17 protein-coding genes are annotated in these 15,105 nt (G+C 63.3%); 14 read left to right on the top strand and 3 right to left on the bottom strand.

Going from position 1 to position 15,105, the window contains the following annotated elements; translation table 11 throughout:
- Window positions 1-32 precede the first annotated feature (32 nt).
- From paaA to ABEA18_RS08610, 8 genes are read left to right on the top strand one after another with little or no spacing between them, the layout of a single operon-like run.
- Window positions 33-1,028, top strand: coding sequence for a 1,2-phenylacetyl-CoA epoxidase subunit PaaA (gene paaA / locus ABEA18_RS08645; RefSeq protein WP_345448899.1), 996 nt, complete (start codon window positions 33-35; stop codon window positions 1,026-1,028).
- Window positions 1,025-1,387: a 1,2-phenylacetyl-CoA epoxidase subunit PaaB gene (gene paaB / locus ABEA18_RS08640; protein ID WP_345448897.1), complete on the top strand. Its 363-nt coding sequence runs from the start codon at window positions 1,025-1,027 to the stop codon at window positions 1,385-1,387. Before paaA ends, paaB begins: the two co-directional genes overlap by 4 nt.
- A complete protein-coding gene (gene paaC / locus ABEA18_RS08635; protein WP_345448895.1) occupies window positions 1,384-2,334 on the top strand; it encodes a 1,2-phenylacetyl-CoA epoxidase subunit PaaC in 951 nt (316 codons plus the stop codon). The genes paaB and paaC overlap by 4 nt, the downstream gene beginning before the upstream one ends.
- A gap of 11 nt (window positions 2,335-2,345) precedes the next feature.
- Window positions 2,346-2,885, top strand: coding sequence for a 1,2-phenylacetyl-CoA epoxidase subunit PaaD (gene paaD, locus ABEA18_RS08630; protein ID WP_345448893.1), 540 nt, complete (start codon window positions 2,346-2,348; stop codon window positions 2,883-2,885).
- Between the two features lie 10 nt (window positions 2,886-2,895).
- Window positions 2,896-4,131: a 1,2-phenylacetyl-CoA epoxidase subunit PaaE gene (paaE, locus tag ABEA18_RS08625; protein WP_345448891.1), complete on the top strand. Its 1,236-nt coding sequence runs from the start codon at window positions 2,896-2,898 to the stop codon at window positions 4,129-4,131.
- A gap of 11 nt (window positions 4,132-4,142) precedes the next feature.
- Complete coding sequence (locus ABEA18_RS08620) at window positions 4,143-4,922, top strand: enoyl-CoA hydratase/isomerase family protein (protein WP_345448890.1); 780 nt, start codon at window positions 4,143-4,145, stop codon at window positions 4,920-4,922.
- A gap of 27 nt (window positions 4,923-4,949) precedes the next feature.
- The gene (locus tag ABEA18_RS08615) at window positions 4,950-5,141 is read left to right on the top strand and encodes a cation efflux transmembrane domain-containing protein (RefSeq protein ID WP_345448889.1); all 192 of its coding nucleotides are present in this window, start codon (window positions 4,950-4,952) and stop codon (window positions 5,139-5,141) included.
- Entirely contained in the window at window positions 5,077-5,658 is a 582-nt protein-coding gene (locus ABEA18_RS08610) for a cation efflux transmembrane domain-containing protein (RefSeq protein ID WP_345448888.1), read from the top strand. Before ABEA18_RS08615 ends, ABEA18_RS08610 begins: the two co-directional genes overlap by 65 nt.
- 25 nt (window positions 5,659-5,683) lie before the next feature.
- Here ABEA18_RS08610 and ABEA18_RS08605 read toward each other — a convergent pair whose 3' ends face one another.
- Both ABEA18_RS08605 and ABEA18_RS08600 read right to left on the bottom strand, forming a co-directional pair.
- Entirely contained in the window at window positions 5,684-7,180 is a 1,497-nt protein-coding gene (locus ABEA18_RS08605) for an HNH endonuclease (RefSeq protein ID WP_425550497.1), read from the bottom strand.
- A 274-nt stretch (window positions 7,181-7,454) separates the two neighbouring features.
- Complete coding sequence (locus ABEA18_RS08600; RefSeq protein WP_345448885.1) at window positions 7,455-7,970, bottom strand: DUF2127 domain-containing protein; 516 nt, start codon at window positions 7,968-7,970, stop codon at window positions 7,455-7,457.
- A gap of 121 nt (window positions 7,971-8,091) precedes the next feature.
- Here ABEA18_RS08600 and ABEA18_RS08595 point away from each other — a divergent pair, with 121 nt between their 5' ends.
- The 5 genes from ABEA18_RS08595 to ABEA18_RS08575 all read left to right on the top strand — a co-directional run bounded on the left by ABEA18_RS08595 (window position 8,092) and on the right by ABEA18_RS08575 (window position 12,521).
- Window positions 8,092-9,012, top strand: a complete 921-nt coding sequence (locus ABEA18_RS08595; RefSeq protein ID WP_345448883.1) for an ABC transporter ATP-binding protein — start codon at window positions 8,092-8,094, stop codon at window positions 9,010-9,012.
- Entirely contained in the window at window positions 9,009-9,818 is an 810-nt protein-coding gene (locus tag ABEA18_RS08590; protein ID WP_345448881.1) for an ABC transporter permease, read from the top strand. The genes ABEA18_RS08595 and ABEA18_RS08590 overlap by 4 nt, the downstream gene beginning before the upstream one ends.
- Window positions 9,815-10,498, top strand: a complete 684-nt coding sequence (locus ABEA18_RS08585) for a hypothetical protein (RefSeq protein WP_345448879.1) — start codon at window positions 9,815-9,817, stop codon at window positions 10,496-10,498. Before ABEA18_RS08590 ends, ABEA18_RS08585 begins: the two co-directional genes overlap by 4 nt.
- 138 nt (window positions 10,499-10,636) lie before the next feature.
- Window positions 10,637-11,977: an LCP family protein gene (locus ABEA18_RS08580; RefSeq protein WP_345448877.1), complete on the top strand. Its 1,341-nt coding sequence runs from the start codon at window positions 10,637-10,639 to the stop codon at window positions 11,975-11,977.
- A 61-nt stretch (window positions 11,978-12,038) separates the two neighbouring features.
- Complete coding sequence (locus ABEA18_RS08575) at window positions 12,039-12,521, top strand: carboxymuconolactone decarboxylase family protein (protein ID WP_345448875.1); 483 nt, start codon at window positions 12,039-12,041, stop codon at window positions 12,519-12,521.
- A 255-nt stretch (window positions 12,522-12,776) separates the two neighbouring features.
- On the opposite strand, the gene ABEA18_RS08570 is transcribed toward ABEA18_RS08575, so the two are convergent.
- Window positions 12,777-13,031 (bottom strand): hypothetical protein, encoded by a 255-nt coding sequence (locus tag ABEA18_RS08570; RefSeq protein ID WP_345448873.1) that lies wholly within the window; start codon window positions 13,029-13,031, stop codon window positions 12,777-12,779.
- Between the two features lie 870 nt (window positions 13,032-13,901).
- On the opposite strand from ABEA18_RS08570, the gene galU reads away from it, so the two are divergent.
- On the top strand, window positions 13,902-14,792 hold the full coding sequence (gene galU / locus ABEA18_RS08565) for a UTP--glucose-1-phosphate uridylyltransferase GalU (protein WP_345448871.1): 891 nt from the start codon (window positions 13,902-13,904) through the stop codon (window positions 14,790-14,792).
- The last annotated feature ends 313 nt before the right edge of the window (window positions 14,793-15,105 follow it).

Raw genomic sequence — 15,105 nt, 5'->3', positions numbered from 1 at the left:
AACGAACGGTCGGTAAATATTTAGGAGCAACCATGGCATCGCAGAATCTGCAGTCTGTGCCCGCTGAGCTGTCCCCCGAAGAGCTTGAGCGGGAACAGGCCGGTCAGGCGTACTTTGACCGCATCATCTCCGAGGACTCGCGCATCGAACCCCGCGACTGGATGCCGGAGGCTTACCGCAAGACGCTGCTCCGCCAGATCTCGCAGCACGCGCATTCGGAGATCATCGGCATGCAGCCGGAAGCCAACTGGATCTCCAGGGCTCCGAGCCTCAAGCGCAAGGCTATCCTCATGGCGAAGGTCCAGGACGAGGCGGGCCACGGCCTGTACCTCTACTCGGCCGCGGAAACCCTCGGCCAAAGCAGGGACAAGATGACCAGCGACTTGATCGCCGGCAAGGCCCGGTACTCGTCCATCTTCAACTACCCCGCGATTTCCTGGGCGGACATGGGCGCGATCGGCTGGCTCGTCGACGGTGCCGCGATCTGCAACCAGGTTCCCCTGTGCCGCGCTTCCTACGGCCCCTACGGACGCGCAATGGTGCGCATCTGCAAGGAAGAGTCGTTCCACCAGCGCCAGGGTTTCGAGATCCTCCTTGAACTGTCCAACGGCACGCCTGCCCAGAAGCAAATGGCCCAGGACGCAGTCAACCGCTGGTATGCGCCGGCGCTGATGATGTTCGGCCCGCCCGACGACGATTCACCTAACTCCAAGCAGTCCATGGCCTGGAACATCAAGCGGTTCAGCAACGATGAGCTCCGCAGCCGCTTCGTGGGCATGATGGTGGAGCAGGTCAAAGTCCTGGGCCTCACCCTCCCGGACAAGGACATCCGTTTCAACGAAGAAACCAAGAAATGGGAGCACGGCCCCCTGGACTGGAACGAATTCAAAAACGTTCTCGCCGGAAAGGGTCCCTGCAACGCCCAGCGGCTTGAGCGCCGCCGCGAAGCGCACGACGACGGCGCCTGGGTCCGCGAAGCGGCCGCCGAGTACGCCCGCAAGCAAGCAGAGAAGGAATACGCAGCATGATCCCCAACGACTCCCCAACCTCGCAAGCTCGGCCGGGGACCCCTGTCGTCGTGGCCCCTGCCTCGGCCGAACCCCACGAAACTCCCTGGAGCCTTTGGGAAGTCTTCGTCCGCTCAAGCCGCGGCCTGTCCCACGTCCACGCCGGATCCTTGCACGCACCCGACGCGGCGATGGCGCTGCGCAACGCCCGTGACCTGTACACGCGCCGCAACGAAGGCGTGTCCATCTGGGTGGTTCCGGCCGATGCTATTTCCTCGAGCGACCCGGATTCCAAGGGTTCCTTCTTCGAATCCCCGCAGGGCAAGGATTACCGCCACGCGACGTATTACACCAAGAGCGAAGGCGTGAAGCACCTGTGACCGCCCCCGCAAACGAAAACGAAAACGAAAACAAGGACTTCGCCATCGAGGGCCACGGCGACATTTCCGTCGGCGTCAAGGGTGCAGGTGCTTCCGGAGACGGTTCGGCAAGCGCCACGCGCATCACCCCCGGGAACGCACTGCGCCCCGAGGACATCGCCCTCGAGATCCGCAAGGGACAAGTCAAGCCAAGCGACGACGTCGCGGAATACGCCCTGCGCATCGGCGACGACGGGCTGATCCTCGCCCAGCGCCTGGGCCACTGGATCTCCCGCGCCCCCGAGCTTGAGGAAGACGTCGCCCTCGGAAACATCGCCCTCGACCAGCTCGGCCACGCCCGTTCCTTCCTTACCTACGCCGGTGCGGCATGGGACAAGTCCGAGGACGATCTGGCGTACTTCCGCCGGGAGCACGAGTTCCGCTCCGCCCACCTGTTCGAGCAGCCCAACGGGGACTTCGCCGTCACCATCGCCCGGCAGTTCATTGTGAGCTACTACCAGTTCGAGCTCTACAAGCGGCTGACCGCATCCACGGACGCCACCATCGCGGCCATCGCGGCGAAGGCCCTCAAAGAGGTCGACTATCACCGCGACCACAGCGCGCAATGGGTCCTCAGGCTTGCCGGCGGCACCGAAGAGTCCCGCCGTCGTATCGTCCAGGCTTTCAAGCTCGTCTGGCCGTACGTCGAAGAACTCTTCGAAGACGACGAGCTCACGGCCCGCCTCGCCGAAAGCGGAGCAGGCGTACAGCCTTCCAGCCTCCGCGCGGACTTCGACCAGCTCACGGGCGAAATCCTGAGCGAAGCCGGCCTCGATGAGGAGCTGAACCTCGAACGAATCCCGCAATCCTTGGGTGGCGGCCGCCAGGGCAAGCATTCCGAGCACTTGGGTTACGTGCTCGCCGAGATGCAGGTGCTGGCCCGCGAACATCCCGGTGCAAGCTGGTGACAGTGATGGACATGTTCGTTCAAGAGACGCCAATCCAGACCAAGCAAACCGCCGAGCAAAAGGCCTGGGGGATTGCTGCCACGGTCTGCGATCCGGAGATTCCCGTCCTCACCATTGAGGATCTGGGGATCCTCCGGAACGTCCAACTATTCGACGACGGCGGGCTGGTCCCCGCGGTCCAGGTCACCATCACGCCGACGTACTCAGGTTGCCCTGCGATGGATGCCATCCGGGACGACGTCAAGACGGCCCTCCACCAAGCGGGCTACCCGAGCGTCCATGTGGAACTGGTCCTGGCCCCGGCCTGGACCACGGACTGGATGACGGAGCACGGCAAGGCCAAGCTGCTGGAGTACGGAATCGCACCCCCCAGTGGCCACTCAAAGGCCGGCGGCCACTCCGGGCCGGTACGGCTCAAGCTCGCCGTGAAATGCCCCCAGTGTTCTTCGCTGAACACCAAGGAAATCACCCGCTTTGGTTCCACGTCCTGCAAGGCGCTCTTCGTCTGCCAGGACTGCAAAGAACCGTTCGACTACTTCAAAGTCCTGTAAGGAATCCGACATGCCCGTTGTCCGCCAGACCGCAGCCGAACAAGCGCAGGCCACCGGCCGCCGTCGTGCGTCTTTTCATTCCCTCAGTGTTTCGGAAGTCCGCCGCCTGACTGAAGACGCCATCGAGGTCACGTTCGATGTTCCGGCTGAACTCGCCGGCCAGTACGACTATCTTCCCGGCCAGTACGTGGCGCTGCGGACCACGCTTCCCGATGAGAGCGGTGAGCCGCACGAAGTCCGCCGCAGCTACTCCATCTGCGCAGAGCCGCGCAGCTTCGCGGACGGCAGCAGCGAGATCCGCGTGGCCATCAAGAAGGACCTGGGCGGCATCTTCTCCACATGGGCGAATGCGGAGCTCAAGGCCGGCGACACGCTGGACGTCATGAGCCCCATGGGCGCGTTCATTTCCAAGCATGGCAAGGACGGCAAGACTGTCCAGCAGAACGTCATGAACTCCATGAACAATCCGGAGAACATGGCAGGGGAGTTCGGCGACGCCGGTTCCTTCGTGGCCATCGCCGCCGGCTCGGGAATCACCCCGGTGATCGCGATCGCCCGCACGCTGCTGGCCGCGAACCCGGAGACCCGCTTCGACCTGATCTACGCCAACAAGGCCGCCATGGACGTCATGTTCCTCGAGGAACTCGCGGACCTGAAGGACAAGTACCCCTCGCGACTGGCGCTGCACCACGTGTTGTCGCGCGAGCAGCGCATTGCGCCGCTCATGACTGGACGTATCGACGCCGAGAAGCTGCAGCAACTGCTGGGCACGGCCATCCACGCCCAGGATGTGGACGAATGGTTCCTGTGCGGACCGTTCGAGCTGGTCCAGTTGTGCCGGGATACCCTCGCCGCCCGCGGCGTGGCGCCCGAGCACGTCCGCTTCGAACTCTTCACCACCGGCCGCCCGGACCGCCCCGAAGGCAACGCCGGCCGGCCCGTTGTGGAGGACGAGTCGAAGGATACGTTCAAGATCACCTTCAAGCTCGATGGTTTGACCGGCGACGTCGCCAGCCCCACCCACGCGCGTGAATCCATCCTCAACGCCGCCTTGCGGGTCCGCCCGGACGTTCCGTTCGCGTGCGCCGGTGGCGTGTGCGGCACGTGCCGCGCCAAACTGGTCTCTGGGACGGTCAGCATGGACGAGAACTACGCCTTGGAGCAGGATGAGTTGGACAAGGGCTACGTGTTGACGTGCCAGTCCCACCCCACAAGTGAATCCGTCACGGTCGATTTCGACGTCTAAGGAATATACGAATGATCGAGCTCTCCATCGCCAACGGCATCGCCGAAATTGTCCTCAACGCCCCGGAAAAGCTGAACTCGCTCGACGAGGTGGCGCTTGCGGAACTGGATAGAGCGTACGACGACGCCGCTGCCGCCGCCTCCCGCGGAATGGTGCGGGCGCTGCTCATCCGCGGAGAGGGCCGCGCCTTTTGCGCGGGACGCGACATTGCCGGGGTGACGCCGGAGAGCGACGATGCGAAGGCGTACTTGAACGGGCTCGTGGAGCCGCTGCTCAAGAAGATGGCAGCCTTCCCCGCCCCGACCTTCGCCGCAGCGCACGGCGCGTGCCTCGGCGTCGGGCTCGGCCTGCTGCTGGCCACGGACGTGGTGTACGTGGCGGAGAACGCGAAGTTCGGTTCGCCGTTCGCCAAGCTGGGCGCCACTTTGGACTCGGGCGGGCACTGGTACTTCACGGAACGCCTGGGCATGCACCGGACCTTGGACCTCATCTACACCGCGGACCTGATCAGCGGCGCCGAGGCCGTGGCGCAGGGAATGTTCAGCCGGGTCATGCCTGATGACGCCTTGCTGGAGGCCACACGGATCATCGTTGAGCGGGTCGCCGCGGGTGCCACCGGTGCGTTCACGGCAAGCAAAGAGCTCGTGGCCCATATCCGCGATCAGCGACTTGGATTGTGGGCCGCCATGTCCGAAGAGAACGACGAGCAGGCCCGGCTCTGCAAGACCGAGGACTACGCGGAGGGTTTCCGGGCGTTCCAGGAGAAGCGGGCACCGGTCTTCAAGGGGTAGCAGGCTCCCGATGGTTACGCTGAAGGGGTGACCCGTACTCGTCGGCTGAGCGTCGTCCTGATTTTGAACCTGGTGCTCGTGGCCGGGCTGGTTGTTGTGGGAATCTCGGCGAACTCGTTGGGTGTGCTTGCCGAGGGCGCGGAGTACCTGGCCGATGCTGCCGCCATCGGGGGGTCGTTGTTGGCTGTCAGGGTGTCCAAGCTGCCGCCGACTTCTTAGCGTCCGCAGGGATATCCGATGGCCACACTGGGCCACAGGTGTCAACGCCGGCTGGCTGCTCGTCTTGAGCGTCGCGATTCTGGTGGGCGCGGCCGGACGACTCCTCACCGGGACCGGTGAGGTTCACGGGCTGCCGGTCCTCATTGTCAGCGGGATTGCGGCCGTGGTGATGTTCGTGGGTGCGCTTATCCTCGGCGGTGACAGCGACAACAGTGACAGCGACAACAGCGACAACAGTGACAGCGACAACAGTGACAGCGACAACAGTGATAGCGACAACAAAGCCGGCGGCGACCTGAACATGCGCGCCGTCCTTCTCGATACCGCCGGCGATGCTGCGGCTGCGGCCGGCGTCGCCGTGGCCGGTGCCATCATTTACATGACGAAGGGCCTTTACTGGCTTGATCCTGTTGTCGCGGCGATCATTGCCGTGGTGGTGGGATATCACGCGGTCCGGCTGCTCATCGAAATCTTCGAGGCTTTGCACGCGCATCGGCGAAGTGCCTCGCGGCCATGAGCGCCCCAGGCCCCCCGGGCGCGATTCACGCGATCTGGAGTTCCGTAAGATGGGCGTATTTCAGCGCCTTGGCTGGGTGGCGAAGTCGCCGCCGGTGGTGCCTGGAACGCGCAGGTTGAATCTCCGGCTCGGGGGTCCCGGGTAAGGGTGGGGCTGTTGAACGGTAGGTATGTCCGGTGGGGGTGCGGATGTCGAGGACATGCCGTGTCCCGGGGCTTGTTGTTGGTGCTCCGGTTCGTGCTGCTCTGGTTTGTGCTGTCCAGCCGGTGAGTTCTTTGGTGTGGTTGCAGGCTTCGCACAGGCCGGCGCCGTTGGCAAGGCTGGTGGGGCCGCCGTCGTGCCAGGAGATGATGTGGTCGAAATGCCGGATGGGTGCGTCGCAGTACGGGGTGCGGCAGGTGTCGTCGCGGGCCTGGATGAAGCGCCGCAGCCCTGCCGGGAAAAGCCGCGCCCTCGAATCGACGCCGACAAGGTCCCCGGTCCCGGGGGCGGTGAAGAGGCGACGGAGCCAGGCTTTCAGGTCCTGGTCCTGCCCGGGCTCGGCTTGGTTCTGGTTCCCGGCGAGTAGTGTCCTGGCCCAACCCGCGGGCACGATGCCGTAACCGGGCAGACGGGCGGGTTCGGCATCGCCCTGGAACAGGGTCCGGTCGGTCATGACGAGCTGGATCTCCACGCCCGTGATCCCGCCGGGGGTGCCGGTGGTGCGTTCGACGAGGGTGTCGGCCATGAGCTGTCCGCGGGTGCGAGTGTCCCCTCCCGCTCGGAGGGTGTCGGCGTGCCGGGTCAGAGCCGCGTGCACGGCCACGCCTTGGGCGACCGGGAGCAGGGCGGTCAGGTAGGCCATGGTGTCAGGCGCCGGGCGCAGGCTCACGTGCCGCTCCGCCGCCGCATGGCTGGCGCGTTGGGTGACCGAGCGGGGGTCCCGACGGTAGGCAGCGGCCCGGGCCGCGGCGATGATCGCCTTGTCTCCGGAGCCGTCGAAGGTTCCGGTGTCGGCGGCGAGCTCCTCGTCCACCGCGCAGCGGTCTTCGGCGGACAGGCAGGCTGTTTCCTTCACCAGCAGCGTCGCCCGCCATTCGTTCAGCTGCCCGGTCTCGAGGGCGGCGAGGGTGCGCGGCATTTCGCTCACGAGCGCTTTGGCGAGGCCGTGGAGCCGGGATCCGCGGGCGGGGGACTCCCGCCGGGCCAACGCGATTTGGGCTCCGACGCCGCGTCCTTGCTCCTCGGCCGGGACACCCGCCGCCGCGTCGGCGCTGCGCTGGGCGGCATCGAACGCGACGGCGATCCGGGCTTGCGCAGCCGCGGCCGCGGACTTCAAATCCTCAAGTCCACGCAACTGGTCTATCAGTTCAGCGGGGTCGGCAAGTTCAAATGCAGCGGTCGGACGAAGCGAGCTCACGGCGTCGATCAGATCCCGCATCCGGACGCCCGGCCCCCGGACGCCCGACATTGCAGCTCCCGAACCAGCGTCGCCGGAAGGCGCGCCTGATCCGATCAGCTGTGTTCCCCGGTTCCCGGCCATAACCAAAGCATTTCAGGGACCCCTGACATTATTAGGCCGGAGGACCCCTTCCGCTCAAAAAGCGAGCAGGCGCGGCTCTGCAAGACCGAGGACTAAGCCGAGGGTTTCCGGGCGTTCCAAAAGAAGGGGGGCGCCGGTCTTAAAGGGGTAGCGGGCTCCCTGCTGGAAGCCCTCGTCTGTTGAAATCGTGGGTGAGGTCCGGCCGCTGCGTTCCGGAACCTAGCGCTGGGCCCGCACCCACGGATCCGACGGTGACAAAAAGCGAGCAGGTTCCTTAGTCTGCCGGCTGGGACGTAGGGGAGGGCTGTTGATTCCGGGCCCGGTGCAGCCGGTACTCACGCCCGGTGATCCAGACGATGAAGATGTCGAAGGCCGTCAGGAGGACAAGGCCCCAGGAGAAAGCCACAACGATCCGGTAGCCCTGGTAGAAGATGAAGATCAGCAGGAACGCGATCATCCACGGGTAAGCCCAGAGCTTGTCCTTCAGGACGGCCCAGACCAGAACGATTTTGACCAGTCCGTGCAGCAACAGGTAGATCGCGCCGAAGAGCGTCGCCGAACCTGAGAGGTTTGAGCTCAGGTGCACCAGGCTGTTCGCCAGGAAGTCGTTCGGATCCTGGGCGAGTTCGTGCTGGGTAAGGAACCGGACCAGATCTCCGATTTGTTTGGGCGTCACCAGCAAGAGGAGGACGCCGCCGACCAGTTCCAGGATGCCGTCCAGGCCCTTCAGGATGAGGCTCACGCGAAATGTCCGGTCGAGCAGGGTTGTTCCAGCCGGTTTCGTTTCCATCACGCTTCCCTCCGCTACCTCAAGATACATTCTTTCTTATGTGGACACTGCGGGATTTCATTGCGCCGGAACGTCCATTCCGCGAAAGGAACTATTTCCATGAACCGCACGGACGTAGCACATGCCTGATCCCGCAGGAGCCTTCGCCATTGAAACACATGGCCTGAGCAAGCACTTTGGCAGGCATACCGCCGTCGACGGCCTGACCATGAGCGTGCCTGCGGGAGCCATCGCGGGCTTTATCGGTCCCAATGGGGCAGGCAAGACGACCACTCTTCGCCTCCTCCTGGGGCTGGTGCGGCCGGATGCGGGCAGCGCTACTGTTCTGGGCCACTCTCTCACTGAATTCGAGCGCTACCTGCCGCGCGTGGGGGCACTCGTCGAAGCGCCGGCGTTCTATCCGGGCCTCTCCGGCCGGACCAATCTGGAGGTGCTCGCCCGCCTTGGGAGCCACCCCGGTTCCCGGGTGGGCGAACTGCTGGAGGTGGTGGGACTCTCCGATCGGGCGCGTGACCGGGTCGGGACGTATTCGCTGGGCATGAAGCAGCGCCTTGGGGTGGCGATGGCCCTGCTGCCCGATCCCGAACTGCTCATTCTCGACGAGCCAGCCAATGGCCTTGATCCCCTGGGCATCATCGAAATGCGCGAGATGCTCCGCCGTTTGGCCGGCCAGGGGAAAACCATCTTGCTCAGCAGCCACTTGCTCGGCGAGTTGGAACAGCTCACCGACTGGCTGATCATGCTCAATCAGGGGAAGGCCCTGTTCTGCGGGCCGGCCCGGGAACTGTTGGCCCAACTCGTCGAGGTAGTGGTCGAAGCCCAGGACGCTGTCCAGTTGGATCTGGTGGGCCGGATCGCGGGCGAGGCCGGCTACACGGTTACGAAGGAGGACCGGATATTGCGCATCGCCTGTTCTGCCGGTTTTGCCGACACGTTGAAACGGCAGGCCAGGGAAGCCGGCGCGCCGGACCTGGCCATCCGGGTAAGGGAAGCCAGCCTCGAGCAGCTGTTCCTGGCTTTGCTGAAAGGAGAGCGCTCATGATTTCCGTGATCCGTGCATTCCGCAACGAAGTGCTCAAGTTCCGCCGCTGGAGTGTTTTAGCGGTCGCGGGGGCGATGCTGGTGGTGAGCACCTTTATTGCTTATCTGACGTTCCACCAGATCGCATCCGGATCCACAGGCCGGGAGATGACCGGCCTGATTGCTGCGTTCAACACACCTCAGGGATTGGTCTCGATCATTGGTCAGGCCCGTTCAGTGATCATTGCCATCGCGCTGGTGATGGTGACAGCCAATCTCGCCGCGGAATGGTCCCAAGGGACACTGCGCAACCTGTTGATCTGCGAGCCGCGCCGCCTGCGCTGGCTGGCGGGCAAAATGCTGGCGCTGGTGCTTTTTGTGCTGCTCTCGATGCTGCTCACCCTGCTCATCAGCGGCACATTCATCCTTGTCATTGCCCAAGGTCAGGGGATTCAGACGGATGCCTGGACCTCGCCGGAGGGGCTGCAGGTCTTCCTCGCGTTCCTGGGCAATGAGGTGCTGTGCCTCATCGGGGTGAGCGCCCTGGGCATGCTCATCGCCGTGCTCACCCGTTCGGTCGCGGCCGCCGTCGGGATCGCATTGGCCTACATGTTGGTCGTAGAAGGCATCATCGCGGTGGTTTTGCCGCAGGTCACCCAGTGGTTCCCGGGCCGGGTGTTCAACACCATTGTGGGCACCGCGGTGCCCCTGGTGGGTCCGACGCCTCTCCAAGGTTATCCGGCGGCCCTAGGAGCAGCGCTCTTGTGGATTGTCGGCTTCGTTGTTGTGGCCGCCGTCGTGTTCCCCCGTCAGGACATCAACGCGTGACAGAAGGAGCACGCTCCGGCGTCGTCGGCAACGAGCGCCTGACCGCATTGACAGGGGCCGTCGTGCTGGTGCTATCGGTGGCCGAGATCGCCACCGTTCCGACCCTGGGCAGCCTGATCGTGGCGCACTTCTTCGTTGGTGTGCTCCTGGCCGGCCCTGTTGTGGCCAAGACGGCCAGCACCGGCTGGCGATTCATCCGCTTCTACACGCGGGATCCCGCCTACCGCCGCAAGGGTCCGCCCCGGCTGCTTCTGCGGGTGATAGCACCGATACTTGTCGCCTCGACGCTCGCGCTCATCGGCAGCGGCATCGCTCTGGCCATAACCGGCCCGGCCCCGGAGTTCCTGGTCCGGGTGCACGTTGTCAGCTTCTTGTTCTGGCTCGCCACCCTCGCAGTCCACGTCTTCGCGTACGTGAGGCGGGTACCGCCGCTAATAGCCGAGGACTGGCGGCGCCGCACCGACCCGCAGGAGCGCGGGAAACCGGAGCCGTTGGGACGCCGGATGCGCCTTGCGGTCAACATTGCGGTGCTCGTGCTGGCCGCGATCGCCGCGGTGCTGCTTCTGCCGACTGCCGCACCATGGGAGGGGTGGCGTGGCCAGGCCGTGACCGGACCTGGGGTCCTCGCCGTCGCAGTGTGCATCGGGACCGCGATCGCGGTGATGCTCAAGCGCCGCTAGAGGCGGAAGCAACACCCCGCGGTGCCGTGCCCGCGTCATCGAGGCCATTCCTTGGATGTCCGATTACAATCTGCTTACCCGCTGGTCCCGCCGCGGACCCAGCCACCACGCCAACCGCGGCGGGGACAGGAGAATTTGATGAATGATGGGCACCGCACATGCTCTCAAGGTCCCCGCCATATGCGCCCCAAGTCCCGGCGCAAGTCCGTCATCCTGATCTCGGCGACGGCGGTCGCCGCAACCGTGGCCCTGGCGGTCGCCGTCGCGCTCACCTATGTGGGCGCGACGGCGGTTGCGGTGAACAACAACGTCCACCGCTCGGATGTCCTCAAGGACCTGAAAACGTTGCCTGCGGCGGTGCCGAAGCTGAGCCAGGACACGAACATCCTGGTCATGGGACTGGACACAAGAGTTGATGAGAAGGGTAAGCCTCTTCCTCCGGAGATGTACGACGCCTTGCACGCGGGGGATGAGAATATCGGCGGCTACAACTCAAATGTCCTGATGCTCATCCATATCCCGGCGGACGGTTCCAAAGCCGCGGGGATCTCGATTCCCAGGGATGACTACGTCCAGGTGGACGGCATTCCCGGGAGCGGCCCTTTCAAAGCGAAAATCAAGGAAGCGTACGGCTACGGTTTCGCGGCGGAGAAGACCTCCCTGATCAATGCGGGAAAGCCCGACGACGACACCACCTACCAGGCGGCGCGCGACGCCGGGCGCGAAGCCGAAATAGCTACCGTGACCAAGTTCCTGGGCAGCGTCCACATTGACCATTTCCTCGAAGTCACCATGGCTGCGTTCTACCAGACGGCCCAGGCCATCGCACCCATCACGGTGTGCATCAACCGGGCAACCCAGGACACCTTCTCCGGGGCCGACTTCAAAGCGGGCATGCAGCAGATCGATGCCAAGCAAGCAATGGCCTTCGTGCGGCAGCGCCGGGACACCACCGATCCGACGTACCTCTTCTCGGACCTGGACCGCGAACGTCGCCAGCAGGCCTTCATCGCCTCGGTCTCCCACCAGCTCAAGGACGCCGGGACTTTCACCGATATCGGGAAAATGCAGGGTGTCCTGGATGCAGTGAGCAAGAACATCGTGGTGGATTCGGAATTGAACCTGATCCAGCTTGCCCAGCAGGCCACGTCCCTGACCGGGGGCAACATCTCCTTCTCCACTCTGCCCATCACGGGCTTCGGCTGGTCCCCGGATGGCGCGTCCATCAACACCGTGGACATCAACCAGGTGCAGGCAACCGTGAAGGAACTCCTCACCCCGGTCCCGCCGGCTCCCGCACCGACGACGACGGCGACCCCGACGACGGCGGCCGCCTCGCCTGCGGCACCCGCACCGGAAGCGCCACCCGCCTCGGAAGCCGCAGCCCCAGCGTCAGCCACCCCGTCAGCACCTGCAAGCAACGTCTACGCGGATTCCACCGGGGCTCTCCAAGGCGGTGCAATCGCCTGCGTGAAATAGCGGCGCGAAATGGCCCAGCGGTCTCCAGGGAGCAGGAAGGTTCCTCCGATAGGCTCGGCGAATGAGCGAAAATACACCGAAACTCGCCGGCTACCTGGACAAGCAACAGCCTGGGCTTTATCAGGCCCTGTCCGACTATGCTGGTCAGGTCACTGCGGAAGCGGACAGGACCGGGATCCCGCGTCGCACCCTAGAGTTGTTGAACTACAGGGCTTCTCAGATCAATGGCTGCGCCTTCTGCTTGGATCTGCATCACCGTAGGGCCATCGGCTACGGAGAGACTGAGCAGCGGCTTTCCCTGGTGTCCGTGCATGGCGAGGTGGGGCTCTTCGACGAGGCCGAACAGGTGGCGCTTGAACTGGCCGAACAGATCACGCGGATGAGCACCGCCCGTCCGACCCCCGAGCTGTTTTCCCGGGCGCGGAAGGTCTACACCGACGAGCAGATCAGCGTACTCTGCATGGCATGCATCGGCATCAACGCCTTCAACCGCCTGTCCATCCTGAGCGAGCACCCGGTGCGCAAGGCCCGTTCGTCGTCGTGAAGAGGGTCGCAGGATTCCCCTCAGCCTCGTGGAGGCTCGGTGCCTGAATTCTTCCGCCTAGTGCGCCACCACAGGTAAAGGCCCCAGCATCCGAGGCACAATACGATTACTGACGCAACTCCTCGCCACCAGACAAAGGGTTGCCAAGAGGCGAAAAGGATTGAATAGGCAAAGAACGAAGCGCTTATCCAAGGATTCGGAATCTTGTTGGCCATCGGGCCACCTTTCGGATGTGAGTTCTTGGAAGGAAGCACACTACCAGCCGGCACAACCGGCGAGGGTGAGCCCGATGCTCGACAGCGTACCGGCCAAGGCCCAGCCAACCACCGCCCCACCTGGGGCAAATACAAGGACCATGTTCAGGCCCACACCCGCAGCGCAGGTCCAGGTGAAGCTCGCAGTGCTTGCGCCGATGTTCAGGTGTGCAACCTGCTTGCCTCCGATGTAGACATGAAGGTACCCGGGACAGGTGCTCGGGCGGTTGTTGGTCCAGTTGTGGGATACCCCCATACTGATGCAGAAGGAGTAGTACTTTCCTGCCGGTTCTCGCAGCTCCGGTCTGGCGGCTCCTGCTGGTGACTCTGAGATAGATGGTGATGTGACCGGGGGTTCCGCGGCGCTGGCAGGGGCTAGCCCGGCGAACACCAAACCTGCGCTGACTGCCAGGATTAGTGCAATCTTTTTGATGTTTTTCAGGGCGCGGAGGGCTTGCCACGCTTCTCGGTGGGGGCGGCCACTAAAAACTTGAGAGCTACGCGCGATCTTCATTTGAGTCATCCTGTTCTTCCGATTTCCACTCACGGGTTCGTAGGAACATAGCCGCCACCAGCATCAGTAGTCCGCCGATCCAGCCGACTATCGCGAAGCTTCCTCCGACTGCTGCGAATGCGAAGCACGCAGGAGCCGCCAACATCGGTAACATGAAGGTTCTGTTTGCCGCCATGAATTGACCCCTACTTTCACTCGGCGATTGACCAAGGCGCGCGAACACGACCCGCCGTGGGCCATCGATGCTTTGCCTGCCGTAGGATCCGAATATTCTGGAATATCTGCGACGACGCGATGAGTTGCACTGTTCCTCTTTGAATTAGGATCGGCGCCGGTCCTGTGCTGATCCTAACCAGCCGTTTTCACCTTTTGGTCCGGATTCCGCAGAATTGAGTGCCAAATCTGAATAATTGAGTACCAAAGCGGAGCAAATTGAGTGGTGCGCCGACTGCTCTCTGTGCATGGCGCGCATCGGCATCAACGCCTTCAACCCGTCCATCCTGAGCATGACCCCGTGCGCAAGGCCCGGAGCTAACGACTTCTTGGCCGGGCAAGCCGAAATCTTGCATCAGGGATTAGCGTTTTTGAAAATCCATTCGTAGGATTTGCCCTATGTCTATGGGGAGATCAGTTCGTAAAGCAGTTATTCCGGCCGCCGGATTGGGCACGCGCTTCTTGCCTGCCACCAAGGCGATGCCGAAGGAAATGTTGCCGGTGGTAGATGAGCCGGCCATCCAATACGTGGTTGAGGAAGCCGTGAAGGCGGGCCTCAGCGACGTGCTGATGATTACAGGTCGCAACAAGCGCGCTCTTGAAGACCACTTCGACCGGGCACCTGATCTTGAACGCACCTTGGAGCTGAAGGGCGACGAATCCCGCTTGGACGCAGTTCAGCATGCGTCTGCGCTTGGGCCTATCCACTATGTGCGGCAGGGCGAACCGAAGGGCTTGGGCCATGCCGTGCTGTGCGCCAAGCAGCACGTAGGTGACGAACCGTTTGCCGTGCTTTTGGGGGACGACCTGATTGACGAGCGGGATCAGCTTCTGTCAACCATGATCGACGTTCAAGCGAAGACCGGCGGCTCGGTAATTGCTCTCATCGAAGTGGAACCGTCGCAGATCAGCGCGTACGGCTGCGCCGATATCACGCCCATCGTGGGGGAGGATTACGTCCGGGTCAACAGCCTTGTGGAGAAGCCTTCCGTTGAAGAAGCGCCATCAAACTTGGCTGTGATTGGACGATATGTCCTGCACCCGGCTGTTTTCGATGTGCTCGAAGAGACCGGCCCCGGGCGCGGTGGCGAGATCCAGCTGACGGACGCTCTTCAGACGCTCGCAAAGGGCGAAGGCGAAGGCGCTGGTGTTTACGGGGTCGTCTTCCGCGGACGTCGCTACGACACCGGGGACAAGCTCAGCTACTTGAAGGCCGTCATCACCCTGGCCTCCGAGCGGGCCGAGTTCGGTGAAGACCTGAAAACCTGGATGAAAGGTTTCCTCGGCTAAATCGGGGGCCGTGTTTCCGCGAAAGTGGCGGAAACACGGCTCGCCCTTGAACTCCTTGAGCTCAGCTTAAACCCTCGGGCACGTGCATGATGAAATATTGAAACTATCTGTTCCGGAAACGCTCTAGGCAATGTACGCTCTACCCAGCTTTGCAGCGTCAACAGGGGGCAGAATTGAAACGGTGGGCGCATAGGATTTTTTTCCAATTCAGAGTCGATATGCGGCGCCGAGGTCTGACCTTCGCCAGCATCCTACTCTTCGCCTTTGGTCTCTCTATTACTCTCGTCAGGCTACTAATTACGCGGTCTTTGGA

This window comes from Arthrobacter gyeryongensis (genome assembly GCF_039543785.1).
GTDB lineage: Bacteria > Actinomycetota > Actinomycetes > Actinomycetales > Micrococcaceae > Arthrobacter > Arthrobacter gyeryongensis.
The sequence above is the reverse complement of the archived record's forward strand: the minus strand, read 5'-3'. Positions and strand labels throughout refer to the sequence as shown.

Coding starts and splice junctions, on each gene's coding strand:
- ABEA18_RS08580 (WP_345448877.1), top strand. CDS start 10,637: ATGAATGATGGGCACCGCACATGCTCTCAAGGTCCCCGCCATATGCGC.
- paaB (WP_345448897.1), top strand. CDS start 1,025: ATGATCCCCAACGACTCCCCAACCTCGCAAGCTCGGCCGGGGACCCCT.
- ABEA18_RS08620 (WP_345448890.1), top strand. CDS start 4,143: ATGATCGAGCTCTCCATCGCCAACGGCATCGCCGAAATTGTCCTCAAC.
- ABEA18_RS08575 (WP_345448875.1), top strand. CDS start 12,039: ATGAGCGAAAATACACCGAAACTCGCCGGCTACCTGGACAAGCAACAG.
- paaA (WP_345448899.1), top strand. CDS start 33: ATGGCATCGCAGAATCTGCAGTCTGTGCCCGCTGAGCTGTCCCCCGAA.
- ABEA18_RS08605 (WP_425550497.1), bottom strand. CDS start 7,180: ATGGCCGGGAACCGGGGAACACAGCTGATCGGATCAGGCGCGCCTTCC.
- ABEA18_RS08610 (WP_345448888.1), top strand. CDS start 5,077: ATGCTGCCGCCATCGGGGGGTCGTTGTTGGCTGTCAGGGTGTCCAAGC.
- ABEA18_RS08595 (WP_345448883.1), top strand. CDS start 8,092: ATGCCTGATCCCGCAGGAGCCTTCGCCATTGAAACACATGGCCTGAGC.
- galU (WP_345448871.1), top strand. CDS start 13,902: ATGTCTATGGGGAGATCAGTTCGTAAAGCAGTTATTCCGGCCGCCGGA.
- paaE (WP_345448891.1), top strand. CDS start 2,896: ATGCCCGTTGTCCGCCAGACCGCAGCCGAACAAGCGCAGGCCACCGGC.
- ABEA18_RS08590 (WP_345448881.1), top strand. CDS start 9,009: ATGATTTCCGTGATCCGTGCATTCCGCAACGAAGTGCTCAAGTTCCGC.
- ABEA18_RS08570 (WP_345448873.1), bottom strand. CDS start 13,031: ATGGGGGTATCCCACAACTGGACCAACAACCGCCCGAGCACCTGTCCC.
- paaD (WP_345448893.1), top strand. CDS start 2,346: ATGTTCGTTCAAGAGACGCCAATCCAGACCAAGCAAACCGCCGAGCAA.
- ABEA18_RS08600 (WP_345448885.1), bottom strand. CDS start 7,970: ATGGAAACGAAACCGGCTGGAACAACCCTGCTCGACCGGACATTTCGC.